Raw genomic sequence first — 26,788 nt, forward strand, 5'->3', positions numbered from 1 at the left:
AAATGGAGATAGTTATTGAGCATGAATTTAATCCATTTTTCAAAATCTGTTTTCTGATTTTGAGGATAGTGGCTTATAAAACAATGGCCGGACGGATATCTTAATAGATAGGTCTGTTCCTTTAACCTTTTGAGATTTTCAGAATTTTCCACACATACAATGGTGATATCGGGTGCCGAATTAAATTTTCAAAGTCATTGATGAAATAAAAAATTCCATCCACGGGTCCGATCAGAATTTTTTCAGCATTTAATGTTGACGGAATAGAAGTAAGGCAATTCACTAAGAAAAAGATCCCGATTGCAGCGCTCCTGGAAACTAGGAGCCAGGTCCTGTTGGTAGTTTTGAAACAAGAAATTACTTTATCATTCAAACCCTCGCAACCGGTTTAAAGTCCATTTAGAATAGGATGGTTTCGGTTTTTTTGAAACAGGAGATTTTCATGATAGTTGGTGTATTCAGGAGAATTTGAGGTGCAAATCTGGTACAACGCAAGGATGATTTGTTACTCTAATACTTCAATTAGCGTTATAAGTGTATAGCTTTAACGGGAGTAAAATTTACTCTTGAAACAATAACAAAGGTAAATAGTTATTATATTTACACTTGTTCGACGAACGGAAGTAATTCTTACCCTTGTAATCAATGAAAGATTTTAATAGAAATGAGCCTTATAATGATCTTCCTTTGTTACCACCAAAGGCTGCATTGGAAACAACAAAGGTCCTTCGGAAAACAATCGAAGCCAGTAGGGCATTGGCAAAATTAAATGGTATGCTTATTAATTTACCCAATCCCACTTTATTCCTGGACACTATCCATTTACAGGAAGCTAAAGCCAGTTCTGAAATTGAAAATATCATCACCACAAATGACGAATTGTATAAGGCTATTGTTGCAGATAAAAAATTTGACAATCCTTCAACCAAAGAAGTAATCAGTTACAAAGAAGCTTTATGGCAAGGCCTAGAAGCTATAGACAAAAAACCTTTTATCACTACTAATTTGTGCATTGAGATTGTACAAAGTATAAAGAAAAATACCGCAGGAATTAGAACCACTCCCGGCACAAGTCTTAAAAATCCTCAAGGCGTAACTATTTACACACCGCCGACAGGTGAAGCTGTAATACGAGAAAAATTAGCCAATCTCGAAAAGTTTGTAAATGAAAAAGATGCCATCGACCCTTTAATTAAAATGGCAATTATGCCCTATCAATTTGAAGCGATTCACCCGTTTACTGACGGAAATGGTCGAACAGGACGTATTTTGCTATTGCTCTATTTAAAAATTGAAAACCTTTTAGATATTCCGGCATTATATCTAAGTGAATATATTATAAAAAATAAAACATCTTACTATTCGAAATTACGACATGTAACGGAAAAAGATGCGTGGGAAGAATGGATTCTGTATATGCTCGAAATGATCTCTTTTACTGCCAATAAAGGATTGAATCTTTTAAATCAAGTGAATGGATTTATGCAAACTTTTACCGATGAAGTTAAGGAGACCCTACCAAAAGTCTATTCAAAAGATTTGATAGAAATCCTTTTCAAATTACCTTATACAAAACGTCAATATTTAATCGATGCTGGATTAGGAACACCAAAAACTGTAGGAAATTATTTGAATGAACTGGAGTCTGCAGGGTATTTAACCTCCGAAAAGGTGGGGAAAGAAAAATTGTATCTTAATTACGGGTTGATGGAAATATTGGAGAAATCTTGATCAGCTATAAAAAAAATTAATGCTTAAAATCCCAAGACAATAAATCATCGGAATGCCTCTAAGCCTCCAATGGCCAATCTCGATACTGCCCCTCTGCCTATTCAATTAATTTCTTCAGCAAATTATCAGTTCAGGAAATGGCACTTAATTCTTTTTTCACTGCCAACCAGAAAGAGAGTGGGAAAGGGAAGTATAAATTTAGAAATAGAAATCTAAATAATGCCTCAAAAGTGAAAACAACTTTTGAATGTCTAAGGTTTAATGACTAATAATTGCAGAGTAGTTAGTTTAAAGTTGAATAACTAATTAATCAATACCTGGAAAGGGATGAAGCGCTTTACAATGGACAATTAGTAATGAACACGCTACCTGATTAAACTGAAATGGTTCTTATAGATCTCTCCGTTTTCTAGTTGCAGACTGAACCAGTAATCATCTGATGGCATAGGTTTGCCATTGTAGGTACCGTCCCAACCTATTTCATTGCTCCCAATTTGTTTGAGTATTTTCCCATACCTATCGAAGATAATGACAACGGTATTGGAATAATTCTTGATTCCTTCGATTTGCCAGAGATCATTGAAGCCATCATTATTTGGAGAAAAAAACTTTGGGAAATCTATAATGGTGACTTCCTCACTGTCAATTCCGCAGCCACTTTTGTCCCTAACAATTGCTGTGTACGAGCCGCCTGTAAGCTTCCCTTAAAACTGAACTGTTTAAAAGTAGAATAATTCTTAATTTTAAGCAGTATGAAAAAAAGTAAATTTTCCCCTCAGCAGATCTCTAAAATCCTCAAAGAATTCGATAACGGTAAAACAGCTGTGGAGATCAGCCGTGAATATGGCATCAGCACAGCTGCTTTTTACAAGTGGCGTGAGCGTTTTAGCGGCATGAATGGTAAAGAACTAAAACGCCTTAAGGAACTCGAAGAAGAGAACCGACGACTCAAACAGATGTATGCCACCCTTTCCCTGGATCATGAGATGGCCAAAGAGATCATCGAAAAAAAGCTCTAAAGCCTTGCCCTAAGAGAACCATAGCTAAAGAACTTGCTCATTACGGTATAAGCAGGGCGTGCCGTGTCTTAAAAATGAGCAAGAGTGTGTTTTATTATACTCCTCTCCCTAAAGATGATAAACCCATAGAAGAAGCCTTACAGCAAAAGGCAGAGAAGTATAGTGAGGAAGGCTTTTGGATGGCTTATGAACGACTGCGCAAGGAAGGAAAGCCATGGAACCATAAAAAAGTTTATCGTGTATATAAAAACCTTGGCTTAAGCCTCAGGCGTAAAGTGAAGAAAAGATTACCAGCAAGAGTAAAAGAACCCCTGGAAGTACCTGAGAACCTTAATCATACCTGGAGTATGGATTTTGTTACAGATGTTCTTGATAACAAAAGAAGATTTAGAGCCTTTACCATTATTGATGATTATAACCGGGAAGCTCTTCATATAGAAGTTGATTTTTCTTTGCCCAGTAATAGAGTGATTTGGGTGTTAAACCATTTAATTAACCGAAGAACAAAACCTCAGAAGATAAGAATGGATAATGGTCCTGAGTTTATAGCTAAAATAGCTTCAGAATGGAGCCAGATGCATGGAATCGGCTTCCAGTATATCCAACCAGGAAAACCTACACAGAATGCATTTATTGAACGATTCAACGGAACTTACAGAAGAGGAGTTCTAAATAAATACATTTTCGAAGATCTTAATCAGGTAAGGGAGCAAACTCAGGTATGGATGGATGACTATAATAATCAAAGACCTCATGATGCTTTAGGTAAAATGGCACCCATAGAATATGCAAAATTTAATGCACTCTTAGAAACCACAGATAAAAAGAAAACCAATAACTTTATACCATCAAGCAGTTCTAATTAGGGGAAGCTTACACTTTTTAGGCACTATATTAAAAACTGTGTAAGTATTGAATAACGGGGTTTGTTAGCCTCGTTATTTTTTTAACCTTGCCTGCAAAATCCAGGCACTAATATTTACACATTGATGAAAAAAGAAGATCTATTCGATGATGAGTTTTTAAAACAGTTTAAATCCGGAGAAGAACTTAGCAGCTTTCTCAAGCAACTTCAAAAACGAGGATTAGAAAAAATGCTTGAAGGTGAACTTGATGGCCATCTGGATTACGACAAGAACCAAAAGTCTGGATCTGGAAATACCAGGAACGGTTATTCTCAGAAAAAGGTTCGCAGCTCTTACGGTGAAGACACTATAAAGGTTCCCCGCGACCGTGATGGCTCTTTTAATCCCATGATCGTTCCCAAACGAAAAAACATGGTGGACGGGATTGAAAATGTTATTGTATCACTATATGCAAAGGGAATGAGCAATAGCGATATTGAGGAGCAAATCTCTGAGGTGTATGGTTTTGATGTCTCTACTTCTACTATATCCAGAATTACAGACAGAATCAGCAATGATATCGTAGCCTGGCAAAATCGTCCTTTAGAGCCTGTGTATCTGATCGTTTGGATGGACGGAATCGTATTCAAGGTTCGAGAGAACTCTAAGGTAGTCAACAAAACCATTTACATAGCTGTAGGCCTTAGAAGAGATGGCAAAAAAGAAGTCCTGGGCCTTTGGTTAGGAAAGAATGAATCTGCCGCCTTCTGGATGAGCGTATTGACCGATATGAAAGCCCGGGGAGTTGAGGACATTTTAATCACTGCCACTGATAATCTCAATGGTTTTACGGATACCATTAAGAATGTTTTTCCACAGTCTAAAACTCAAATCTGTGTGGTTCACCAGATCAGAAACGCCTGTAGGTATGTAGTTTGGAAAGATAAAAAAGCCTTTACCAAGGATATGAAGTTGATATACGATGCACCTACCAAACAAGCCGCAGAAGCTGCCTTGGAAGATTTTGCCACCCAATGGAACTCTAAGTATTCTTATGCGATAAAAAGCTGGAGGGACAACTGGGAAGACCTTACCGTCTTTTATGAGTTCCCGCTGGAGATCAGGCGAATCATTTACACCACCAATCTTATTGAGAACCTGAATGGTAAGATCAGAAAGTACACTAAAAACAAATTATCCTTCCCAACTGATGATGCTGTAATGAAATCTGTATATTTGGCTTTAAGGGAAGCAACCAAAAAATGGTCTATGCCCATTAGAAATTGGGGAATCGTCCTCAATCAGTTCTTGACTATATACGAAGAAAGGGTTCAACTTTAGATAAAAGTTAAACCCCTTTATTTAGAACTTACACACTTTACGGGATAGTGTCACTTTTTAAAAGGATATTCTAGATATTTCTCTTTTTTATTCCACAGCATATAAAATCATGATTAAATTCCTGTTAAATACCAACTGTCAAGTCTTTTGACTAGATTTATTATTTCTAGTCTATTTGAAGATGGGCCGAGTGCAACTTCAATGGAAGCTTTGTTGTTTTTAATTATTGGCTCTCCCATTATTCTTGAATTTTTAAATTCGGATAAAAAATCCTCACGATATAATTGAGGTAGAGCTTTTATATTGGTAAGCCACAATATTTCTTCATCAAATTCCCCATATGGATCTCCTAAATATCTAAAATTTTCGAAGTCTTCATCTTTAAATCCTTCAAACAGCTGTTCTACTACAGCTTTAGGATTTTTTTGAAAATCAAATCTCTTGTGGAGAGGGATTTTTACATATTCTGACTTTAAATGAGAAATTGATTCTTTGAAAAATTCGATTTTTTCATGTTGTTTTTCCAGTTGAGCATCTTTTGTTGCTTGGCTTCTACCGATTTCAAAATCTTCTATTTCTTCTAATTCAGCTTTAGCCTGCTTCAGTTCCTCTTCAATACTTTCTATATGGGTGTTAAAAGCCATTTTAAGCTTTTCATTTCCTACTTCAATTTTTTCTCGATGAATTCTAAGTTCCTTATCGGTCCATACAGGTTGTTTCTCTGTAGGCTCAGTTGCTTTATTGACTGTTTCTGACGAAGTAGCAGATTTTGTGATCACATTAGATTCTGATTTTTTTTCCTGGCAGGATGCCAGAAATACAATTACTATTAATAAAGAGTAAAGTTTTTTCATATTGGTTTATTTATTTTCCAGTTAATATTCTATACTTAGATATAATGTTGTTAATCCCCGTGATTAATTTCTGGTGATACTCTTTTCCTATTCCCAGATGATCCCAATTACAACTCTGGTAATCTCTATAAACAAATAGATTTGAGGTATGATAGTTCCAGTAGTATTTGATTGCAGGGAACTCAAATTCCTGATAGGATAACATCCATTTGTGGTATAAGCCTTTTAATTCATTTTCTGGTAAATTAAACCGGACAGAGATTCTATTATTTTCTATAAGCACATCAACCTTATCAAAATAATTTTCACATTTTGAAACCCAGTTATTTTCGGTTTCTTCAATGGCCTTGAATTTCTTGTTTAGGAAATATCTATTGAATCGCTCGCATCTTTCGATTTCCAATTCTTCATCAGTTTTGATGATTTCTATTTTGAAGTTTTTTGCTTTTCCTTTATCACTGAGTTTTTCAATCTGAGCACCATTTATTATCTCCTTGATTTCTATAATGGCATCATCAAAAATTGTTTTGCTGTCAGATTCCCATCCATTAAAGGCTTCACCAAGATCTTCCATTCTTTTTTGATGAAGTAGAACCCCCATTTCTCTATTGTTTTTTTCTGAATATTCATATAGGTTCATCGATCCTAAAATAAGTAGATCGCCATTGTAATAGCATTTACAATGAATATTAGGGTGGTGGAGAAGGGAAAGATTTTGAAATGAAGTTAATTTAGATTTTTCGGATTCTGAAAGTTTGTTCTCTCGGTATATCAGCGTTATATCCACTCCTTTTTCGTCTGTCTGTTGTAAAGCTGCGAAAATCTTTTGAGAGACTTTAATATAGGGAACTATCAAAATGAGTTCACTTTGAGCTTCTGAAATAAGTTTTGGGATCCAATAATTAAGTTTATTGGTATTAAGAAATAGGGCCATTTAATTTTCTGAGATATAATCTAGTCTTTCCTGAAATTTTTCGGAATCAAATAGAAACTTATAATATGAATATTTTAGGATTGTTTGGGGTGAAACATAAATTTGATCCTCACAGTCCACCAGAATTTCTTCTTTAAAGGTTTGAAAAGATTCACCCTTGCTCTTGGATCTCTTATAGATTTTTAAAAGGTGTTTAAACCATTCCGATTCTAGGTGGGTTATTTTTTCTAAATACCTTCTTTTTATATTAAATACTTCATCCCAGGAGGTAAGTTCTTCTTCCTCATTCCCATTTCTTCGAAGCTCAATATTAGTCGGCAAAGTTTTTAACAAAGTTTGTAAAGTGGTTTTAGAATAATCTTCTTTAGGTTGGATTAAAATACTCAAAGAATTAGAAGTTATAGGATTGTAAGGATAATATACTAGTCTTCTACTTGAATCCTTTCTATACAATGTATCGATATCTCTTTTTTCATTTGAGTTGCATTTATGACAGGCAGGAAATAAAAGGTCAAAGTTTATACTTACAAATGGATAATTTGCTTTTGCAATAAAATGATCATACGCTTCCCTATATTTCCCTGTCGGTGGTTCAAAAGATTCTATACCACAAAAAGGACATACCGAAACTATAAAACCTACTGAACTAATAAGCTTTTCATAATGCGATTTTACCGAGCCGAAATCATTCTCCATTTGTTTAACTTGAGGGTAGTCAGTCCAAAGTTTTGTAAAAAAAGGTTTTAACACAGCTTCAATATCTGGATGTAGAGAATCATAATTTATTAAATATTTATCCTTATCGGAGAAAACATTAATGGCTATTTCGGTTCGAATTGTGCCAGTGATTTCGGTCGGTTAGTGCCAGGTATTTCGGTTTGAATTGTGCCACTTTTTGGCAATACTGAAAGTCATAACGGCTCAAATTGTGCCAGTCGTATCGGTTCGTTTTGTGCCACTTTGAAAGATCAAGTAATATCTTGTTGCAAAACTGTAATAAGATATGGCCAACACCCTTGATCCGATGGACTTAAAACAAATTATTACCTTGAGCCTGGATGGTTTTAGCAATCGTAAGATAGCTACCACTCTAGGCATCTCCCGCAACACGGTCAACAGCTATATGAAGTTTTTCACGGCCAGTGACTATTCATTTAAAGAACTACTTTCCTTTGACAATGCACGTCTGAGTGCGCTTTTTCCTTCACATACTACTATTGATAATGAGCGGCATGATGAACTGATGCTATATTTTGAGGGGGTCAATAAGGCCCGGAATCATCCTGGGTTTACTTTTCTGTACCATTATCAGGAATATGCGCAGCAGGCTTCCCAGCCGTACAGCTATACGCAGTTTATGGAGCATTATCGGCGTAAATATGCCAAGGTCAAAGGTTCCATGAAACTCGAACATGAAGCCGGTAATGAAATGTACATTGACTATGCGGGTAAAAAATTACATGTCGTTAATAAAGAAACCGGAGAAGTCATTCCTGTAGAGGTATTTATAGCAATTCTTCCCAACAGCCAGTATACTTACGTAGAGGCTAGCTTAAGCCAAAAACGGGAGGATCTTATTACTTCTTGTGGTAATGCATTACAGTTTTATGGAGGTGTTCCAAAAGCCATAGTCTCAGACAACTTAAAATCTGCAGTGACCAGAGCCAGCAAATATGAGCCGGAGATCAACCGGAGCTTTAAAGATTTTGCTCGCCATTACAACTGTGTGATCAATCCCACCCGCAGTTATGCACCGCAGGATAAAGCTCTGGTGGAGAATGCAGTGCATCTTGTTTATCAGCGTATTTACTATCCCCTGCGGGAGATGACCTTCTTCTCTTTACAGGATCTAAACCGGGAGATAAAGCGCTTACTTGTTGGCTATAATAATCTACTGTTCCAGCGAAAGGAAGCCAGCCGTAGAGAACTGTTTCAATCAGTAGAACGTGAGTACTTAAAACTCCTGCCAACATCTGCCTATGAAATCAAAGACTATAAACGGGCAAAGGTGCAAAAGATGGGATATGTATACTTCTCTCCAGATAAAAGCTACTACAGTGTTCCCTACCGCTACATCGGTAAAAAGACCCTGATCCATTATACCAAAACTGTGGTCGAGGTTTATTACAATCACGTTCGAATAGCCCTGCATCATCGAAATCCAAGTAAAGGAAGCTACAATACAAATACAGATCATTTAAGTAGCACCCATAAAGGTTATACCTCCTGGAGTCCTGAATACTTTAAAAACAAAGCCGCTCCTCACGGAGCTCACGTAGTGAATTGTGTGGAAAAGATACTTGCTGACAGTGAGTATCCCGAAACAGGCTATAAGCGGGTGATGGGCCTTATCCAGCTCCATAAATCTTACGGTTCTAAAAGACTTGATAATGCTTGTAAAAGAGCTTTACAGGCAGATGCGACTTCTTATATGCGTATCAAGAATATCCTAAAGAACAACCTTGACCAAAGCTCTCTTTTTTATCAGGATCTTGAAGAAGATAAAACTCATATCCCATCCCATCAAAACATCAGAGGTGCCGCTGCTTATCAATAAATCATTTTAATCCAGAAATATGAATAACAACCAGACTATTGAAAAACTAAAACAAATGCGACTAGGGGCTATGGCTCAGCTACACCTTCAGCATGTAAAGAACAACGAATTAAACGATATCACTGCCGATGAATATCTGGCACTACTCACAGACCATGAGTGGGAGGATCGCCAGAACCGGAAGATAGATCGTCTTTTTAAACAGGCAAACTTTAGACAGAAAGCAAGTCTTGCTGAAGTAAACTACACCTCCAATCGTAACCTCGATAAGAACATGTTTGTTCGTTTGGGATCCCTGGATTTTATAGCTAAAAAGGAAAACCTTATACTGACCGGTGCCTCCGGAGTAGGCAAGAGTTATTTAGCACAGGCCTTAGGTCATCAGGCCTGCATGATGGAATATAAAACCATCTACTCGAACACTGCCCGTCTATTTAAGAAGCTAAAACTCAGTAAAATTGATGGAACCTATCTCAAGGAATTAAATAAACTACTTAAAGCAGATCTGCTCATCCTTGATGATTTTGGACTTCAAGCCTTCGACAATCATGCAAGAGAGACCTTAATGGATATAATCGATGACCGATACAATAAAACATCTACCATATTATCCTCTCAAATACCGGTATCTGCATGGTACGATATTATAGGGGAAGGAACTATTGCTGATGCAATCCTGGACAGGATAGTAAACTCCTCACATAGGATAGATCTTAAAGGAGAATCATTAAGAAAAGGAGTTCTGAAAAACGAGTAACATTAATTTTTTATATAATTGCATGATCTTTTAAAGTGGCACTGTTTGAACCGAAATCAGTGGCACGGTCCTTCCGAAATAGCCAAACATTAATATCATTATTGACTTTAAAGGCTTCTTTTAATTGTATTTTGGCGAAATTTGGAAGGGAATAATAAACCTTAACTATTTCTTTTAAGGGCGTCTCTAATCTTGTTTCTGAAGAATTTACTATGGGAATAAAATCTTTAGGTATAAGGACATCTTCATCATAAACTTTCAGATTATTGTCAAAAATATTCTTGAAAACCTGACTAATATTCTCATGAAATAGTTGAATAGGATGATCTACTTTTTTGAAGCTATATATCATTTTTTGTAAACTCTTTTTCCTTCTTCAGTAAAAAGGAATAGGCATCAAATTTCTCGATAGATTCACCAAATTCCAGTAATTTATTCTTGACCTGTTCGATATCTCGCCGCGTTTGAATACTTTCCTTTAAACGAATTAGTTGATCATTCGAAAAATTTGAAATTGAAATATCTCTATCAAAAATTAACTCTAATAAATATTCTATGGATGATCCATAAGTTTGATTTTCCGGATTTACAAATTTACCATTGGTAAATTTGTAAACATCTTCTTTCCTACTATCAGATATTATGAATGGTGAATGTGTTGTTATAATAATTTCTTGAGGCCGAACTTTTGTTACTCTTTTTTGGCTATCAAATTCAATTCCTGTAATTTGATTCAAGAATTTAATCATTTTAGCTCTCCACTTTGGATTAAAATGGGTATTAGGCTCATCCAACAGGAATAAACATCCAGGCTCCTCAATCATTAAGATTGATCCAATTACTTGACTAAATTGATGCTCGCCGTCAGATAAAGCTTTGTAATAAATGTTCTTTGTCTCTTCTTTATTTATTTTCTTTTCGACAATGATTTTCTCTATGCGAAAAACCAATTTTGAAGGATCTGCTTTAGGGATTTCATCACTTAGATTTAATCCTTTATGTGCTGAAATAATGGTATCTCTTGTTCTTGATTTAACCAGATTAATATTTAGTAAGTCTAATTCATAAAAAAGCTTGAAAAGACCAAAAGCAGATTCAAAATAGAAGTCAAAAGCAGATTTCATTTCACTTCCTACCTTAAAATCTAGGATTAGACTTTTTACAAAACCCTCTTTATCCTTTTCTTCGTAATAACAGGAAGCACACTTCTTTAACCATTCAATTTTGTCTAACAATTGAGGCCGAATTTTTATCTTTTTCCTTCTATAATCAACAAAGTTCAATGAGACTCTAAAAGAATGAAGGTCTTTTAGTTTTAGAATTTTCTTATAGTAACCGAGATTAGGCTCCTGTGCTAGAAGCATATTAGCTACAAAAATGGAAAAATTAGATTCGTAGTTTAGGAAGAAAAGTTTATTTCTCTTCAAGAGATCTTTATCCTCATCCCGAATTCTATAATCACTCAGTGATTTATGATAGTGATATTTTATTTTATAGAAAGGATTGCTTAATAATTCATTCTGGCCTGAAGAGTATGCTATAATTTTATTAGGCAATAATTGGGAACTCAAACCATTCGGGCCCATATAGTCTACTCTTCTAGATATGTCGAATTCAGGGATGCTATAGCTAAACTCTGGAAATTCATTTAACTTTTTAATAATGCTAACTTCAAGCTGACTTGCATCTGGGGTTTCTGCTTTAAGAGGGCTGTCATCTGCCAAAGGCAATATATACTCTATTGAAAAACCAAAATTTTTTCCAATCTTATCTTCATCACTTGCAGATCGCATGTGGAAAATTTCGAGATAATAAAAGATTTCTGAAAACAGTTCTAAGAAATTAGATTTCCCACTACCATTTAATCCAGCAAAAATTTTTGTTGATAGTCTATCTTCTTCATTTGAATTATTAAACTCATACCTGGTGTGGGATGGTAGACTTCTGAAGTTATCCCCGAAGATTTCGACACTTCTTATTTTCATTGCATTATTTTAAAGTATAAACCAGATTTCTGAAATTGAGTTAAACTTTTGAATTTTTTAAAGTCCTTTTCTTTTAATTTTAAGTCAAAATTTTCATCCAAAGCATTATAGAAAAACTGTTTAAGTTTTAAGAATGGGTTGGTTGCCTTCTCTGATGATGTTTCCAAAGATGAAAAAATAAATTTTTTTAAGTCATCTCTATTGTTTAGATAAGGGTTGCTGTTCAGATCTTGTGAAGTGAAATAAGGTGTTTGAAGCTGTTTTTCATTCTCAAAGAAATTTATTAACTCTTCAAACGAAAAATGATTTCTGCCAAAACGCTCCTTTATTAAGTCAGATACTCGTTCAATACTTAAATCTTCAAATTTTTCAAGAACCACCCTTTCCTGCTTTGATACTTTAGGCTCGGGTATCATAAAATTGTTATCTATTACACGATGTTCAATAGAAATAAAAGATTTGTCTTTAGTATCGGCGATTTTACTATCATTATCATTTGTGGTATAATTAGAGGTGATCGGAGTAAAGTCAGAAAAAGCCAATCCCCCCTTAAATGCCAACAGATTTAATACGTTAGATAAATTTTTAATTTCTGTTAAACTCTTCTTATATAATTTTTGAAGCTTAATTGCCTCTGTAACTACTGAATGAAATTTATTTTGAAGTCCAATCGGAGGAACCGGAATAATTAGATTCTCTAATTGTGATTTATTTAAGGCCTCTCTAGTAGCTCCACCTAAAGTGGCAATCTTAATTAAATTCTTTTTGAAATTTTGAGAATTTAGTAAATAAGCTAAATATTGTGAGTCTATTATTTTTTGGTCTACTCTTAAAATTGCGACATGTTGATTTACTCTGGCGGGTAAAACTTCCTCAGGAACGACAGTTACTCTTGCAACCGATGCACCTGTTATATTTATAAGAACATCATTTTTTTTAACTGTAACATTCTTTAGTTTATAGGCTTGATTTTCATCTATAAAAGCTAAATTTTTTGTTTTAAATCTATTGTCATAAATATTTAAACTTCTAATTAGGCTAATGCCATCTTCCTTGTAGGCATTTTTACCTCCTCTAGGTGTAGATCCACTTCCTATTTTTGTGGTTAATTTTTGTAATTTTAAAAGTTCCCATCTAGAATCTAATAGTGGATCCCCAAACATTTCCAAAAAAGTACTTTTCACTAATTCATCTAGCAGGATTATACTTTCTTTTCGTTTGGCTATTAAATCTTCACAGTCGCATAAAAGTTTAGCAATTCGTTTTTGGTCGATCAGATCGAAAATTGGAATTTCAATTTTCTCCAGCGCTTTTCTGTTAATATGAGGGATTGTTGCACCTGTAGCTGTTTTTCTAAGATATTCAAATTTTGATTCTAGAAATTTCCCTAAAAATATTGAATCAATTTTTACATTCTCTTTCAATCGAAGCCTCGCAAGAGTACTACCAATTTTTCCGGATAAATTATAACCAATAGTACCTGCATTTGCCCCGTCCCAAGCGATCAATACGTCCTTCTGTGTAACGTTAACTCCTTTTAAATCATCGGTATATTTTAGGTTTAGGTCATTTCTCAGGTCTTCTATTTGTATATATCTAATGGACTTATCGGAAATAGTTTCAGCAATTGAATGTTTCTTTCCTTTACTTATTGTTACAATTTGTCCTAAAGTCTTAATCATTAAAATAAATCTTTTAATTGTCTAAGCTTTTCATTTATTTCTTGTTCTAGTCCTTTTTCCTCCAATTCCCCTTGATCATTATATTTGCCCATTAATTTTTCCAGGATTATTTTAGGTTTTTCATATTCAATTTCCTCATAAACCTCCTCTTTATATCTTGAAAAGCTTAAATCATAATCTTCTCCTACTATTTCCTTTTTGGGAACCGTAAATTGTTTACGTTTTCTATCATTCTCAGAATCGGGCTTAGCACTTTTATATTTAATAACTATATCCTGCAGGTCGCCATAGCCATCCTCTTTTTGACGTTTGTCGTCGAGACTATAGCCATCGCTATCCATGTTGTAAAACCAAACTTTCTCGGTTTCACCTCCTTTGGTGAAAATCAATAGAGCGGTACTAACCCCAGCATAAGGTTTAAAGACACCGCTAGGAGCACTAATGACTGCTTTAAGTTGACTTTTTTCGATCATCAGTTTCCTTGCTTCTGTAAAAGCTTTTCCACCTCCAAATAAAACCCCTTGAGGAACAATAATACCTGCAGTTCCTCCAATCTTAAGCATATTATAAATACGCTCAATAAAAAGTAGCTCAGTCTTGGTCGTTCCAAGTTTTAGCTCTTCGTTAATGTCGCCTTTATCGATATTTCCTGTAAAAGGTGGATTAGCCAGGACGATATTGTATTGAGAGGATTCCTCATAAGACTTACTTAAGGTATCTTTATAATCTATTTGCGGATTATTAATTCCGTGCATCATTAAATTCATAAGACCAAGTCTGACCATGGTCTGGTCAATATCATAACCTTGTAAACTTTGATCTAATGTTAGCTTTACTTCGGAAGTTAGCTTTGCACTTTTACTAGTTCTTATAAAACCGTCCTCATCTTTTTCTTTGTTCCTCTTATTCCCATCAAGTTGAGTTACCATGTATTGATAAGCATCCAGCAGAAATCCACCGGTACCACAAGCGGGATCGGCAATTTGATTTCCAGGCTTAGGATCAACTAATTCTACTAACAATTTAATGATGTGCCTTGGTGTCCTAAACTGTCCGTTTTTACCAGCACTTGCAATTTCACTTAGAAGGTATTCATAAACATCCCCCTGAATATCCTGAAAATCCTGACCTTTTTCAGAAGCATCTTTTTCTATGTCTTCGTAAATTGAGTCAATAATTTTGACAGCTTCAGTTAAAAGAGAAGGTTTAGGGATAATAAACACTGCGTTTCGCATGTGCTTTACAAACGGGGAGTCCTCTTTATCTAAATCCTCTTTTATAAAAGGAAATACATACTGCTGCACACGCTGGAGCATTTCTTCAGAAGGCAATCTTTTAAATTCACTCCAGCGCAGCTTCTCCTTTTCTATGCCTTTTTCTTTCTTTAATCTTTCCAGGTCTTCCTTAGAAACATTTTCCTTTGGTTTATCTCCTGGTAGTAAAAAGTAACCATCAAAAATGGAAGTAAAAGGATCGCCCGTAAATTCAGCATTATATTGAGCTTCCTTGTCATTTTCATCAAGTTTTTTCATAAAGAGCAAATATGTGATTTGCTCTATAGCTGTTAAGGGATTGGAAATGCCACCACTCCAAAACTTATTCCATAAGTCCTGAATTTTTGATTTGATGTTTGGGTTATGTTGTAATAAACTCATTTATGCAACTAGTTGTTCGGTTAGGGTAACTATTTCTTTTATTTCAGTTGGTGAAAATACGCCTCTTATTCCTTTTGGATGTATAACTGTGAAAGGAGCTTGTAATAAATTTCGTTTTTGAATATTTCCACGCTCAATAATATAATCTCTTAGAAGATTGAGAAATTCAATTTGTCTTGATGTTAGGGTATTGTGTTCTTTAATAAATTCAGCTATTTTTTTATTTACGGTTTCATCAAAGCTTTCCAATACTTCAATCCCTACTATATGCTTTATAAATTGAACCAGCTTAGCTTTTTGATTGTTGTAAACTTTCTGAAGCAAAGCTTCCGTAATATGTGGATCTTCATTTTGAAGTTCTTCCGCTAAAATCTCAGCTTCCGAGGGAGTGACATTTTCTCTATTTTTTATTTTGGTTAATATTGGGTTGCGGTCGATCATTTCTGAAATTTTTGATTCGACCATCTCCCTATATCTAGAAATACTTACAGCTTCATTTTGAGGTCCAAATTCTACAAATTCTTTTTTGGTGACAATATCCTGAAGGTTGAGCTGGTCCATTTCTGACTTGCCATTCAGCTTATCAATATATTTCATTAGTGGACCCAGAGTCTTTGCCAGATGATCAAATTCAGAATCATTGATAGTACTCCAGAATTTCTCGTGCAGTACCTGTCTAATGTATGCTTTATGTTTCTCAACCACGTTTACCGTTAAAGGTAAAAGACCTACCTCTTCCTGAATATTTGATTTTAGAATCGCAAATTTTTCATCTTCCTGTCGTAAAAATGCAAGTGAAGTTTCTAAAGCATCTTTTTCAAACCTCATTTTTTTGAAGTCAACTTGGGACATTGTCCTGAATAAAGGCTGAATATGATTTCTTAAGTAATCAAAGTCTTTAAAAGAAATACTCTTCCAGAAGTCTGAAGATAAAGCCTTCTCAATTTTAGCTTTATTATCCTGAATAACTACTGACTGTTTTGGGAGGTCCTGAATTTGTTTCCTTAGAAGATTTATTTCTTTTAATGCAATTTCTTTTTCATCTAATTCTAAAGCGGCTTCAATTTTGTCAATTCTGATACCTACAAATCGAACCGGTAATGGAATCTGTAATTTGTTTTCTTTTCCTTTTGGATTAAGTTTGAAATACTCGAAATTATCCCAACAGTCAAGAATAAGAAAAACGTCTTTTTCGGTACACCAGGGTTTAATTTTTTTGGGCTCTAAAAGTCTTGTTCCACGTCCTATCATTTGCCAGAACTTTGTATAGGAAAATACAGGTTTAGCAAAAACCAAATTCACTAATTCCCTAACGTCAATACCAGTGTCTAGCATGTCAACGCTAATGGCAACACGAGGGAAATTCTTCGTTTTAAATTGATCCAATAATCCTCCTTTACCATAGACACGAGGATCATCGGAAACCATAACTTTAGCAAGTTCCCCATTATATTCTGGATATAAGGAGTCAAATACGGTTTCTAGTTGCCGGGCTTGAGCTATAGACTGACAAAAGAAGATACTTTTTCCGGGGAGGACACCATTAGGATCTTTTATGGATTCTTCCATAAACTCCCTAACGATAAGAGCATTAGTGCCTTTGTTTCTAACCGATTTTTCTATTTCTTTCCCTTCGTAGTTGATAGTCTCCACATCTCTTCCCTCTCGGATTAGCTTTTTCTGATCCTCAAGGCTTATTGAACCCTTATGAATCCCTTCAAATTGAAACTTGGTGTGCACTTTCATTACTTGGAAATCACATAGATACGGAGGTATGTTATTTACAGCCTCTTCATAACTATATGCAAAAGTTGGCTGCTCATCCTCACATTCAAACAATTGAAACGTGTTATGATCAATAACATCAGTTGGAGTTGCAGTCAAACCAAGGGTAATTGTATTGAAGTATTGTAGTACTTCTTGATAAGTATTGTAGATAGATCTATGACTTTCGTCAATAACTATTAAATCAAAAAAATGGGGAGATAAAGTTTCTCTTTCATCACGAATAACGTTCAACATCGTTGGATAGGTTGAAACATAAATTCGTCTGTCATTTTTTATAGTTTTTTCACCTTGTTTGGGCCAGGTGGGTTCATTGGGTAAATGTTCATTAAAAGCATCCAAAGCTTGCTCGCGTAAAGCAATTCTGTCTACTAGGAATAAGACCTTTTCAGCCCAGCTTGCTCTCATTAATACGTCTGTTAAAGCAATGCAAGTCCTTGTCTTACCTGTGCCGGTTGCCATTACAAGAAGAAATTTTGTCCTTTTCTTCTCGATGGATTCCATAACCTTACGAATCGCCTGAATTTGATAGTCCCGGCCTGCAATGTCAGTATCAATTAATTCAGTAGCTAGAGACTTTTTTCTTTTTCTTACATATTTGTAACGTTCGAGATCATCTCTAGTAGGATATCCAATAATTTTTTTAGGTGGATAATTTTCTAAATTCCAGAAAAAAATGTCATTTCCATTTGTGTAAAAACAAAATGGTAAATCCACATCTTGTTCCTCTTTAATGCCATAACAATACTGTTTCGCTTGTTCCCTTCCTTGTTGAGCATCTTTTGATGTTCTTTTTGCTTCTACAACAGCTAATGGTTTACCGTCTTTGCCCAGCAATACATAATCACAAAAATTGTTATTGCCATAGTTGCTTGAAGATTCTGAAACTCCGTTGGAATTGATATAAAAAAACTCTTCGGCTACTTGAGTTTTGTCATTGACATCCCAACCAGCTTCTTTCAGCTGTTGGTCAATTAATTGTTGACGAGTAGATTTTTCGGTATTCAATTTAACTGCAGTATTTTAAGAATTTTGCAGTAGGGGTGCAAACAAACCAAATATACTGTATTTAAATTTCCTATAACTATTTCAAAGCTCACAATGATTGGAAAGAGAAAGATAAGCTCGAAAATAATTTGGTCCATTTGATCTACTGCTTTCTATTGAGGGTGGTAAGTTGTTGATCTAGTTGTTTTCACAAAAGGTGGATGAACCAAATTTAGATTTAAATGTCATTTACATTTCCGATAGAATTAATCTCCGCGGAGCAGGGAACAGCGGAAATAGGCAATCACGGTTGTAAATCTAAATTTTTAAAGGAAGGTAAGAGGTGGAAAATTTAAAGCACAAGACTCTAATTGAGTTTGCGGTTATACCCGATTTAGGAAGGGCGTTGTGGATCTAAAGAAAACTTTTTAGGTCATTTATTGTAGATTGTAAGAGATCTGGAACTTGATCATTAATTACTGCAGAATATCGAATATCCTTGACTTCAGAAACATCAATGGCCACACAATATTCTGGATCGACAAAATATCCGTCAGAAAATCTTCTTCTCAAGTAACTATAAATTGCTGTGGAAAACATAGCTAATTCTCCACTGGAATATCCATCCTTTTTGGTAACAAACCACACTGCACCAACTTGAGAAGTTTCGCCTAATTTATAGGAGAAGATATGCTGGGGTCGAACTTGTATAGGAACCTGATCAATTTGAAAAATATTTTCTTTGAGTGGTTCCTTTTTTAAGGTCGCCTGTGGAGAAATACTTTCAAAGTCAAACTCGAGCATAGAATACAAATTGTCAATATTTTTTTGGAACTGATCTTTGGTGTTTTTATGTTTGGTTGCCTCAATCTTCTCTTTTAATTCATCGATTTTGGCATGAAGATAAGCTGAGTTCTTATTCCAAAAAGAAGCGGCGCACGCACTAGTAGAGGTAATCCAGTAATCACCTCGTTCTTTATCATTGTCTGCTTTAGCTTTTCTTAAGTTCTTAATTAAAGTCGCCTTTGGGCCAGGATTTTTTAAGCGTTTAAACTCTACTAATTTTGCAATTCCGATTTTTTCCATAAACGATATGTTAGATTAAAATTACGGCTGCTTGTCAAGGAAAAACTTGGATGATTGTCCTTAAGAAGTATGACAGGAATAGCTACAGTGATAACATCCGTTCGCAGTAGAATAAGTTTCTTTAGCTTTTTGTACTGCGCTTTCACAACTGCTATGGTCCCCTAGATCTTTTTGATTATACCAGGCTGGCGCTTTATGACAATCTGTTTCGTGAACTTCGTGATCACCCTTAGAATCTGCAGTGGTATTTACAATATATCTTTTCATAATAAATTGGTTTTAAGATATCTAAAGTTAACTACATTAATCCAGGTATAACTGAAGATTACTCATGTTTTTATTAACAGGGAATTAACAATTTAAAATCCTTTACGTTTTTTGTTATGAAAGAATAACCTATATCTGAAAATTGGAATTTGTAAGGTAAATACCTTCTGAACGGGAATTTTGCGAAAAAGTGGGGTCTGAGTTAAGAGGTCTTATGTATAAAACCTTTGAAAAGGAAGATGGTTACTTATGCCGAACTAGATTAAATTTTTGAATAAGGGTTACTTAACTATTTTAGAATTGACAAGCAAAAGATTATTTTTCATCCTGATCAGGAAAGTGAAAATCAAATAATTCTCTAGGATGAACATCTAAGCCTGTAGCAAGTTCAAAAATTGTAGTAAGCGTAATATTTCTTTTACCCTTTTCAATTTTATTTAAATCTGCATAATCTAAATCACATTTCTGTGATAACGACCTAAAACTTAAATTTTTACTCTGACGAATCTTACCAAAATTATGTCCAAATTTAATTAGAAAACTTTCTTTATAATTTTTATTCTGCATTGTAGCCCTATCTACAACCAAGGTGAAGAAAAATTTCACAAATTATGTTGGAATATATTACAACATAAAATAATTATTTATATATTTACCTCATATTAATATATTTGCGAAACTTCTTTAAGTAAAATATTAGAAGCATTCGCTTTGAGTCTTGTATCAGAAAACTGGTAATTTAAAGGAACGAGATGATAAGTGATAATGCTCACGACCCGGGCGTGGGCTTACTTGTCGTTCCATGGTATACCAGTACCTCTGATACAATAAGTACAGTCCCATGCCCTTACTTTTAGGGACTTCTTTTCAAAGCTATCTTCTCACAATTCCTTATAAGAATTCGCTTAAGCTAATTCAGTTTAATTCTGGTGGTAATTCCCTCCGGCATAAAAGCGACTGCTTATGTTACATCGCATTTTTGATTTACTAAAACAAGGTCATCCTGATGCTTTAGAATTTATCTATTCCAAATACCAACGCAGGATCTTTTGGGTGGGAAAGCAACTGATTCGTGATGAATTTGTCATTGAGACCCTTCTTCAGGATACTTTCTTGAAATTGTGGGAGAAAAGAGATGTCATAGAACGACCCGAACATATTTATTTTTTCCTTCGCTATGTGATGAAACGCGAATGTACCTACTACTATTGTCGGCCCAAAAATGACTTTTACAGGAACATCAACAGGTTGGAAAATTATGAAGACTATCAGAAATATATGCATGGTTATGACACACATAATGAAGATGAGCACCTATTAGACCAGCAAGCAGATCAGAAAGCCCTTGACAGGATTAGAAGTATCTTCCCTTTGCTCAGCGGGGAAAGAAAACACCTCATTGAACTTTGTTTAAAATATGGTTTTCAGTATAAAGCTATTGCCAATGTCATGGGATCAAGTATTACTTATACCAGCAACGAAGTAAAGAGAGCCATTGAAGACATTAAAGAGATTATCCACACGGGCAGTACGCTGAATGCAAAGCCAAAACCGGTGGTGACCGTAAAGATTAAAGGTGCCATGACCAAGGAACAGGAAAAGGTACTGAAGCTGCGTACAGAAGAGCAGTATTCTTTTGCTGCCATCGCTGCTGAGCTAAACCTTTCCAAAAAAGAAGTGCAGAAAGAATTCGTAGCAGCGTACAAACTGATGCAGGAAAAACATGAGCAACAATTAAGAGCTTCCTGATATGGCCACAGAAACTCTCAGACTCACCCGTAAGATCCAGTTATTGATCGATCTTCCCACTTTAAAAGAACGTAAAGAGGCCATGGAGAAGCTTTACCTGTGGCGAAACAGATGCTATAGGGCAGCAAACCTTATTATCTCTCATCTCTATGTACAGGAAATGATTGAGGAGTTCTTTTATTTATCTGAAGGAATAAAGTATAAACTGGTGGATGAAAAGAAAGATGAGAACGGAATGCTCAACCGTTCTCGAATCAATTGCACCTACCGGATGGTTTCCGATCGCTTTAAAGGAGAAATGCCGACCAACATCTTAACCAATCTGAATAGTATCATCCTAAGTTCTTTTAAGAAAAACAGGCAGGAGTATTGGAATGGTGAACGCTCCATCAATAACTTCAGGAGGACAATGGCTTTTCCTTTTGACGTGGAAGGTGTTTGTGGATTGAAGTACAATGAAGAGAAGAAAGCTTTTTGCTTTAACTTTTTTTCCATTCCCGTAAAAACCTATTTGGGAAAGGATTTTAATGATAAGTGGCAACTGATGCATCAGCTGGTAAATGGGAAGATTAAATTGCGTACTTCTCATATCCAGTTAAAAAATGGCAAGATCTTTTTGCTGGCAGTGTTTGAATATGAAAAAGAAAAGCATTGCCTTAAACCGGATGTGATCGCGGAAGCCAGGCTGTCCCTGGAATTTCCTATTGCAGTAAAAATAGGCAAGACTAAATTAACCCTTGGCACCAGGGAAGAGTTTTTATACCGTCGACTGGCAATACAAGCCGCCCAGAAAAGGGCGATAGAAGGTGTCAAATATGCCAGATCGGGAAAAGGGCAAAAAAGAAAAACGAAAGCCCTTACCACGTTTCGGGAGAAAGAGCGAAATTATGTACATCATCACCTGCACATTTATAGCAGGAAGCTCATCGACTTCTGTATAAAGCACCAGGCAGGAACATTAGTTCTATTGGATCAGGAGAAGAAAATAGAAATAGCCAAAGAGGAAGCATTTGTACTGCGAAACTGGAGTTACTATGAATTAATGACCAAAATAAAATATAAAGCCGAGAAAGCCGACATTGAACTTATAATAGACTGAAAGTTAATTCTGAGGGTGCTTGTACACCCGCAAGGTGAGGTGAAATTCACACTCACTGAATGCGTATAGCATATACAACGCGTGAGTGATCTTATAATTAAAAGGGCCGTTGAGGGGCCGGAAATGTGTATCTTATTACAGTAAAAAGTAATTAGGGGTAATTAGATTGATGAATATTAATCCAATAAATTTTGAGGGTGCTTGTACACCCATAGGGTGAGGTTACAGGCACTCACTGAATACTTATTGCATATACAACGGCGTGAGCTTCTTTATTTTAATAATATATAGTCACGATGTGAATTCAATTGGCCGGAATGGGAATTTAAATAAAATGTTGAGCCGGCTTCAATTTTAAATGAGGATGCTCAAACTATAGGTACTATTATTAAAGGAAACCGTAAAATCCCTCCTCAATTATTCGTTAAACTGGTCAAAATTTTTGATATGCCCCCAGATTATTTTAGGCGATTGCAAGCAAGCCAGTTGTATAGAGATGTCAGGCTGGATATAGCGATAACATTTGCTGAATAGTCCCAGTTTTACTTTTTAAATTATAATACTCAGGACAGAAGGGTATAAATTAAGATCCCATTAAGGATTATTGAGGCGACAAACACCGTTAAAGCCCAGGCGGGATAAGCTTTTGCCTTTTCAAGGGAGTGGTCAAGGTTCTTCATTTCTTGTTTGTGCGAGGATAAAACCTTTTCCATATTTTCCTGCTGAAGTTTTAATGCATTTTCCAGGGCTCGGCTATCGATTAAAATTTTTTGCTCCTGAATTTTCTGCAGCTTTTCTACAGTCTTTTCAAATTGTTCAATTTCTGAAACCAGCAGTTCTGAAAGTTCTTCCAATTTAGTCATAATCTTATTTTTAGTATTCAATTCCCCGGCTAATAATTTGTTTTAGAACATGTTTTGTGATGCTCACGATCATTCGATTTGACAGCTGTACTGCTTTTCCAGCCATCTTTAATTGTTCGTTTTCTCGTAGAAATGGTTTTACACCGACCTGGCCGGCCATGGCTTTTCCGATATTTCCGCCACTCATTGATCTGTGGATTTCACTTCCTTTGAGGTTGTAGCCATCAAACTCAAACCGGAAACCCTGCAACTTATTAGCTTTATTGATGCAGGGAATAACCTTTACCTTATTTGTTTCCATGGCTTTGATGTACTGATCAAAGTTTTTTGGTTTGAAGTTTTTCATGGTGATATCATGCCGCCGCTTGATTTCAGTGCGTATGTCTTTCAGGTTAAATTCCTTCTCAATTTGGAGGCGTCTTACTGTGGTTAACTGATATTGCTCTGCGACTTTTTCCGCAGCCTGTTGACAGCGCTTTCCAATAAAGCTGTCATTGTATGCAGTCCCATTGAAGTCGATCCTGTTCACGTATAGATGTATATGGAGGTGTTGTTTGTCCCGGTGTACAAAAGCAATTGCCTGTCTTTCCCCCAGGTTCATTTTTTCCATAAAAGCTGTACATATTTTCCGGAGTTCAGTCTTGTGAAGCTTCTTTCCATCTTCAATTGCAGGGCTGAGTACAAAAGAGAGCGTATTTTTTTTACAATGGACATTCTGTTCCTGGATCAGCTGAAATTCCCGGCTGATCTCTTTTGGATTGTCTCCGACCAGATGTTGCCGGTATACCACTTCAGCATTCTTTTCCTGATTCCATCCGTAAGCCATTGATGCGCGGGTATGGGAGATGGATTTTCCTTTGCCAATCATTTCTGAACCTTTTCAAATTGTTGTTTTATCTCATCTGCCAGGGCATAAACTGCCGCTGTAAGTCGTGGATCCTTTTTCCGGAACATGTTTCCTATGGATTTGAAGTTATTATGGTATTTGCTAAGTGTCTTCAGGATCTCGATATGATCGTCGGAAAGACGTTCCTTGATCTCCATGTTAAATATTGACCTGCGACAAAACTCGCTAACACTAATCCTGCTTCTTTTGGCTTTAATGTACAGCAGCTTCTTTTCGTAGACAGAACATCTAAATTTCACGAATTCCCTTTTTGCCTTAAACATCTCTTTTTTATTGCGACCACCGGGAGCAATCATTTTTGTGCCCACAGGCACACATCTTGAATTAGAATTCGGTTCAATAGTAGGATGCTCTTCCAGAGAAGCATGTATTTCTTCTATATATAATCCTTCAGAAGCAGGATCCAGTTTGGAAATATCTATTACTATAGGTTTCTTCCTTTCATTTTTCCATTCTTTCATGAGTCAGCATATTATTAAGGTCCTTGTAATCGAAGTAGAATTGACTTTCATCAATGGCATTAGAAAACTTCTTCAGAAGTTGTTGGGTAGCAGTTCTTCCTGCTGGATCGTTATCCAGGAGAAGATATATTTCAGAATAGGAGTTCCATTCTTCCGGAATAAGTCCAATGTTTCCCAGGGAATTTAGCACGACGATATCCGAGGAAGAGAACAGTTTATTATTCAATTCCTTAAGGGAAAGGAAATCAAACATTCCTTCAGTAATGACTAGTCTCGCAAAACCTCTTATGAAGGAGGAAATAGTTTTAGGGGAGGTGGAGCATTTAAAGAATTTGTTCCTGAGTTCGAATCCCCCAGCATCATTTCGAAGTCCAATGGAAAAATAGATTTTGTTGTTAAGACTAAACCATACCTCCTGGCAAAAGCGGTGAGCTACCTCCAGTGGAATTTTTCTTGAATTGAGATATTCGACCAGAGCAATATGCTTTATCACAGTAACATTCCTAATTTGAACGGAATTTTTTTTGTGAATGATTTTTTCCGGGCAAAAAGAAAACTGAACCTTTTCCTGCAGGCAACGTACTGCTTCATGAGCAGAGCAGTTGTTTATGGCCATGACCAGGTCTATGATGTTTCCACCTTTCCCTATTCCGTAGTCATACCACAGGTTCTTAGTCAAAGAGACGCTGAAAGATGCTTGGGTTTCTGACCGCAGGGGACTCAGAAACCAAGCTTCTTTCTCCGATTTCCTGGTGGGGTAGTGGCCTGAATTTGCAAGAGTTTTTACGATGCAAATTTGACGGGCACTACTCCACGATATGTTGATAGAATTTTTATTCATGTTTTTCTATTTTTAATTACCCATCTACCCAGCCTAGTAAATACAAAGTTTTATTTCTTTTTTTGTTGTAATTCTTATCTACCCAATTACCCATGGGTAGATTCTAAAAAATCTAATTACCACATTAGAAGCCCAATGGTTTCAGGGGCTTTAAAGAGTTGGGGTAATTGGGTAATTAGTTTTTATAAAAGTTCTATGGGTGAAGCTTTAAACTTCGGTTTGATTAGATAGCCGTAGCTTCTTGTACTGCCGGATTTCACCCTTTCATATTCCAAAGATTTTAAAGCCCTTCCCATATTGTACATATTGAGACGAGGGTTAATAGGGGATAGCTCAATCACAAGTTCTGATGCTGTTTTAAAATCGGCAGGATCTGAACTGTGAGTATAAAATTTTGAGATCATTTCCTCTTCCATATTGGATTCCCGGTATGTTCTATTCCTAATTTCATTTTTCTGAATATCATCCAGGGTTAGTTCAGAACAGAATTGCTCATCTATATAAGCAAGGTAGTAGGCCTGGGCCCAAACCTTGTCTATATCAACCGCCCGGGAATAAGAGAAATCAATTGTTCCTTTGAGTTCAAAGCAGAGCCACCTGACAGATCCTGTCTCATCATTAAGAAAGGTTGCCCTGTTTGTTGACCCAATAAAACTACAGGTTCGGGGGAGCGTAGAATTCTTCCGATCATAAGGCAACCTTTCATTTATCATTGTCTTGGAGAAATAGGCTTTTAGAGCATTTATTTCTTTTTTTGCCAGGATAGACAGTTCATCAAGGTTGATCAGAAAATTTCTGGTCAGTTGGATCCTTGCATCCTTATCAGTGGTCATGTCTTCGGCAAAATACCTGGAGAGGGCAGGAGGGTTAAGGAACCTACACCAGGTAGATTTCCCGGAGTTCTGTTGCGAGTGGACCAGGACCAGGCACTGCTTGTTGAAGTAATCCTTTTCAATACCACACCTTACGGTGCGAACAAGCCACTTCCTGAAATGATAGAGAAATAGATCTGGTTCCTTAAGCGGAAGATATGATGCGATTTCTTTAATGGGATCTCCGTTGTATGACTTCGGCAGCAATCGGAAGTATTCTTCTATGGGATTAAACTTTGGGACGAATTTGGATCTGAGGAAAATTTCAAGTTTTGCAGGAGTAACTTCTATGTTAGATTGGGCAAGTTCGATCATGAAAGAGTTCACATCCAGAATTTCCCATTCATTTTGATCTTTTAAGGAGATTTGAAAGTCATGTCCCAGTTCATCATATCTGATATCATACTTTTCATTAGTGTATTCAAAGATGAAGTCATATACCGTTTTTTTCTTCTGTTCCTTTACCCCATAAAGCTTTTCATGTTTGCCATCCATAGCACAAAACTTTAGA

At 35.9% G+C, this 26,788-nt stretch carries 24 protein-coding genes; 7 read left to right on the plus strand and 17 right to left on the minus strand.

Going from position 1 to position 26,788, the window contains the following annotated elements:
* Positions 1 to 645: 645 nt before the first annotated feature.
* The gene (locus tag V5739_RS14680; protein ID WP_423818779.1) at positions 646 to 1,731 is read left to right on the plus strand and encodes a Fic family protein; all 1,086 of its coding nucleotides are present in this window, start codon (positions 646 to 648) and stop codon (positions 1,729 to 1,731) included.
* A gap of 365 nt (positions 1,732 to 2,096) precedes the next feature.
* On the opposite strand, the gene V5739_RS14685 is transcribed toward V5739_RS14680, so the two are convergent.
* Positions 2,097 to 2,405: a T9SS type B sorting domain-containing protein gene (locus V5739_RS14685; RefSeq protein WP_423820496.1), complete on the minus strand. Its 309-nt coding sequence runs from the start codon at positions 2,403 to 2,405 to the stop codon at positions 2,097 to 2,099.
* A 78-nt stretch (positions 2,406 to 2,483) separates the two neighbouring features.
* Between V5739_RS14685 and V5739_RS14690 the strand changes: the two genes are divergently transcribed.
* Both V5739_RS14690 and V5739_RS14695 read left to right on the plus strand, forming a co-directional pair.
* A protein-coding gene (locus V5739_RS14690; protein WP_423818780.1) for an IS3 family transposase occupies positions 2,484 to 3,616 on the plus strand; the annotation gives its coding sequence in 2 pieces (ribosomal slippage) (positions 2,484 to 2,745 and positions 2,745 to 3,616; 1,134 coding nt in all).
* 123 nt (positions 3,617 to 3,739) lie between these two features.
* Entirely contained in the window at positions 3,740 to 4,936 is a 1,197-nt protein-coding gene (locus V5739_RS14695) for an IS256 family transposase (RefSeq protein ID WP_423818781.1), read from the plus strand.
* 113 nt (positions 4,937 to 5,049) lie between these two features.
* Here the strand turns inward: V5739_RS14695 and V5739_RS14700 are convergent, their stop codons facing one another.
* Genes V5739_RS14700 through V5739_RS14710 form a run of 3 tightly spaced genes read right to left on the minus strand, consistent with a single transcriptional unit; the run spans position 5,050 to position 7,474 of the window.
* Entirely contained in the window at positions 5,050 to 5,790 is a 741-nt protein-coding gene (locus V5739_RS14700) for a hypothetical protein (protein ID WP_423818782.1), read from the minus strand.
* Between the two features lie 10 nt (positions 5,791 to 5,800).
* On the minus strand, positions 5,801 to 6,724 hold the full coding sequence (locus tag V5739_RS14705) for a phospholipase D family protein (protein ID WP_423818783.1): 924 nt from the start codon (positions 6,722 to 6,724) through the stop codon (positions 5,801 to 5,803).
* Complete coding sequence (locus V5739_RS14710; RefSeq protein WP_423818784.1) at positions 6,725 to 7,474, minus strand: hypothetical protein; 750 nt, start codon at positions 7,472 to 7,474, stop codon at positions 6,725 to 6,727.
* A 253-nt stretch (positions 7,475 to 7,727) separates the two neighbouring features.
* On the opposite strand from V5739_RS14710, the gene istA reads away from it, so the two are divergent.
* Entirely contained in the window at positions 7,728 to 9,281 is a 1,554-nt protein-coding gene (gene istA, locus V5739_RS14715; RefSeq protein ID WP_423818785.1) for an IS21 family transposase, read from the plus strand.
* A gap of 19 nt (positions 9,282 to 9,300) precedes the next feature.
* Complete coding sequence (istB, locus tag V5739_RS14720) at positions 9,301 to 10,038, plus strand: IS21-like element helper ATPase IstB (protein WP_423818786.1); 738 nt, start codon at positions 9,301 to 9,303, stop codon at positions 10,036 to 10,038.
* Positions 10,039 to 10,048: 10 nt separating this feature from the next.
* On the opposite strand, the gene V5739_RS14725 is transcribed toward istB, so the two are convergent.
* From V5739_RS14725 to V5739_RS14760, 8 genes are all read right to left on the minus strand, one after another.
* Complete coding sequence (locus V5739_RS14725; protein WP_423818787.1) at positions 10,049 to 10,390, minus strand: hypothetical protein; 342 nt, start codon at positions 10,388 to 10,390, stop codon at positions 10,049 to 10,051.
* Complete coding sequence (locus V5739_RS14730; RefSeq protein ID WP_423818788.1) at positions 10,380 to 12,023, minus strand: restriction system-associated AAA family ATPase; 1,644 nt, start codon at positions 12,021 to 12,023, stop codon at positions 10,380 to 10,382. Before V5739_RS14730 ends, V5739_RS14725 begins: the two co-directional genes overlap by 11 nt.
* The gene (locus V5739_RS14735; protein WP_423818789.1) at positions 12,020 to 13,705 is read right to left on the minus strand and encodes a restriction endonuclease subunit S; all 1,686 of its coding nucleotides are present in this window, start codon (positions 13,703 to 13,705) and stop codon (positions 12,020 to 12,022) included. The genes V5739_RS14730 and V5739_RS14735 overlap by 4 nt, the downstream gene beginning before the upstream one ends.
* On the minus strand, positions 13,705 to 15,360 hold the full coding sequence (locus V5739_RS14740) for an N-6 DNA methylase (RefSeq protein ID WP_423818790.1): 1,656 nt from the start codon (positions 15,358 to 15,360) through the stop codon (positions 13,705 to 13,707). The genes V5739_RS14735 and V5739_RS14740 overlap by 1 nt, the downstream gene beginning before the upstream one ends.
* Complete coding sequence (locus V5739_RS14745; protein ID WP_423818791.1) at positions 15,361 to 18,153, minus strand: DEAD/DEAH box helicase family protein; 2,793 nt, start codon at positions 18,151 to 18,153, stop codon at positions 15,361 to 15,363.
* Between the two features lie 393 nt (positions 18,154 to 18,546).
* Positions 18,547 to 19,218: a hypothetical protein gene (locus V5739_RS14750; RefSeq protein ID WP_423818792.1), complete on the minus strand. Its 672-nt coding sequence runs from the start codon at positions 19,216 to 19,218 to the stop codon at positions 18,547 to 18,549.
* A gap of 60 nt (positions 19,219 to 19,278) precedes the next feature.
* Entirely contained in the window at positions 19,279 to 19,485 is a 207-nt protein-coding gene (locus V5739_RS14755; RefSeq protein ID WP_423818793.1) for a hypothetical protein, read from the minus strand.
* Between the two features lie 315 nt (positions 19,486 to 19,800).
* Positions 19,801 to 20,052, minus strand: coding sequence for a helix-turn-helix domain-containing protein (locus tag V5739_RS14760; protein ID WP_423818794.1), 252 nt, complete (start codon positions 20,050 to 20,052; stop codon positions 19,801 to 19,803).
* Positions 20,053 to 20,448: 396 nt separating this feature from the next.
* Here V5739_RS14760 and V5739_RS14765 point away from each other — a divergent pair, with 396 nt between their 5' ends.
* Both V5739_RS14765 and V5739_RS14770 read left to right on the plus strand, forming a co-directional pair.
* Positions 20,449 to 21,234, plus strand: coding sequence for an RNA polymerase sigma factor (locus V5739_RS14765; RefSeq protein WP_423818795.1), 786 nt, complete (start codon positions 20,449 to 20,451; stop codon positions 21,232 to 21,234).
* A gap of 1 nt (position 21,235) precedes the next feature.
* The gene (locus V5739_RS14770; protein ID WP_423818796.1) at positions 21,236 to 22,333 is read left to right on the plus strand and encodes a hypothetical protein; all 1,098 of its coding nucleotides are present in this window, start codon (positions 21,236 to 21,238) and stop codon (positions 22,331 to 22,333) included.
* 563 nt (positions 22,334 to 22,896) lie between these two features.
* On the opposite strand, the gene V5739_RS14775 is transcribed toward V5739_RS14770, so the two are convergent.
* From V5739_RS14775 to V5739_RS14795, 5 genes are all read right to left on the minus strand, one after another.
* Positions 22,897 to 23,196, minus strand: coding sequence for a DUF6730 family protein (locus V5739_RS14775; RefSeq protein ID WP_423818797.1), 300 nt, complete (start codon positions 23,194 to 23,196; stop codon positions 22,897 to 22,899).
* Positions 23,197 to 23,206: 10 nt separating this feature from the next.
* Positions 23,207 to 24,064 carry a relaxase/mobilization nuclease domain-containing protein gene (locus V5739_RS14780; RefSeq protein ID WP_423818798.1) on the minus strand — a complete coding sequence of 286 codons (858 nt, stop codon included), beginning with the start codon at positions 24,062 to 24,064 and terminating at the stop codon, positions 23,207 to 23,209.
* Positions 24,061 to 24,564, minus strand: coding sequence for a mobilization protein MbpA (mbpA, locus tag V5739_RS14785; RefSeq protein ID WP_423818799.1), 504 nt, complete (start codon positions 24,562 to 24,564; stop codon positions 24,061 to 24,063). Before mbpA ends, V5739_RS14780 begins: the two co-directional genes overlap by 4 nt.
* Positions 24,545 to 25,405 (minus strand): toprim domain-containing protein, encoded by an 861-nt coding sequence (locus tag V5739_RS14790; protein ID WP_423818800.1) that lies wholly within the window; start codon positions 25,403 to 25,405, stop codon positions 24,545 to 24,547. The genes mbpA and V5739_RS14790 overlap by 20 nt, the downstream gene beginning before the upstream one ends.
* 182 nt (positions 25,406 to 25,587) lie before the next feature.
* Positions 25,588 to 26,772, minus strand: coding sequence for a VapE domain-containing protein (locus tag V5739_RS14795; RefSeq protein WP_423818801.1), 1,185 nt, complete (start codon positions 26,770 to 26,772; stop codon positions 25,588 to 25,590).
* Positions 26,773 to 26,788: the final 16 nt, after the last annotated feature.

Source organism: Salinimicrobium sp. TIG7-5_MAKvit, assembly GCF_049569215.1.
Taxonomy (GTDB): domain Bacteria; phylum Bacteroidota; class Bacteroidia; order Flavobacteriales; family Flavobacteriaceae; genus Salinimicrobium; species Salinimicrobium profundisediminis.

Excerpts from the sequence above, each read along its gene's own strand:
- V5739_RS14680 (WP_423818779.1), top strand. The coding sequence starts at position 646 with ATGAAAGATTTTAATAGAAATGAGCCTTATAATGATCTTCCTTTGTTA.
- V5739_RS14695 (WP_423818781.1), top strand. The coding sequence starts at position 3,740 with ATGAAAAAAGAAGATCTATTCGATGATGAGTTTTTAAAACAGTTTAAA.
- V5739_RS14700 (WP_423818782.1), bottom strand. The coding sequence starts at position 5,790 with ATGAAAAAACTTTACTCTTTATTAATAGTAATTGTATTTCTGGCATCC.
- V5739_RS14705 (WP_423818783.1), bottom strand. The coding sequence starts at position 6,724 with ATGGCCCTATTTCTTAATACCAATAAACTTAATTATTGGATCCCAAAA.
- istA (WP_423818785.1), top strand. The coding sequence starts at position 7,728 with ATGGCCAACACCCTTGATCCGATGGACTTAAAACAAATTATTACCTTG.
- istB (WP_423818786.1), top strand. The coding sequence starts at position 9,301 with ATGAATAACAACCAGACTATTGAAAAACTAAAACAAATGCGACTAGGG.
- V5739_RS14725 (WP_423818787.1), bottom strand. The coding sequence starts at position 10,390 with ATGATATATAGCTTCAAAAAAGTAGATCATCCTATTCAACTATTTCAT.
- V5739_RS14730 (WP_423818788.1), bottom strand. The coding sequence starts at position 12,023 with ATGAAAATAAGAAGTGTCGAAATCTTCGGGGATAACTTCAGAAGTCTA.
- V5739_RS14735 (WP_423818789.1), bottom strand. The coding sequence starts at position 13,705 with ATGATTAAGACTTTAGGACAAATTGTAACAATAAGTAAAGGAAAGAAA.
- V5739_RS14740 (WP_423818790.1), bottom strand. The coding sequence starts at position 15,360 with ATGAGTTTATTACAACATAACCCAAACATCAAATCAAAAATTCAGGAC.
- V5739_RS14750 (WP_423818792.1), bottom strand. The coding sequence starts at position 19,218 with ATGGAAAAAATCGGAATTGCAAAATTAGTAGAGTTTAAACGCTTAAAA.
- V5739_RS14755 (WP_423818793.1), bottom strand. The coding sequence starts at position 19,485 with ATGAAAAGATATATTGTAAATACCACTGCAGATTCTAAGGGTGATCAC.
- V5739_RS14760 (WP_423818794.1), bottom strand. The coding sequence starts at position 20,052 with ATGCAGAATAAAAATTATAAAGAAAGTTTTCTAATTAAATTTGGACAT.
- V5739_RS14765 (WP_423818795.1), top strand. The coding sequence starts at position 20,449 with ATGTTACATCGCATTTTTGATTTACTAAAACAAGGTCATCCTGATGCT.
- V5739_RS14770 (WP_423818796.1), top strand. The coding sequence starts at position 21,236 with ATGGCCACAGAAACTCTCAGACTCACCCGTAAGATCCAGTTATTGATC.
- V5739_RS14775 (WP_423818797.1), bottom strand. The coding sequence starts at position 23,196 with ATGACTAAATTGGAAGAACTTTCAGAACTGCTGGTTTCAGAAATTGAA.
- V5739_RS14780 (WP_423818798.1), bottom strand. The coding sequence starts at position 24,064 with ATGATTGGCAAAGGAAAATCCATCTCCCATACCCGCGCATCAATGGCT.
- mbpA (WP_423818799.1), bottom strand. The coding sequence starts at position 24,564 with ATGAAAGAATGGAAAAATGAAAGGAAGAAACCTATAGTAATAGATATT.
- V5739_RS14790 (WP_423818800.1), bottom strand. The coding sequence starts at position 25,405 with ATGAATAAAAATTCTATCAACATATCGTGGAGTAGTGCCCGTCAAATT.
- V5739_RS14795 (WP_423818801.1), bottom strand. The coding sequence starts at position 26,772 with ATGGATGGCAAACATGAAAAGCTTTATGGGGTAAAGGAACAGAAGAAA.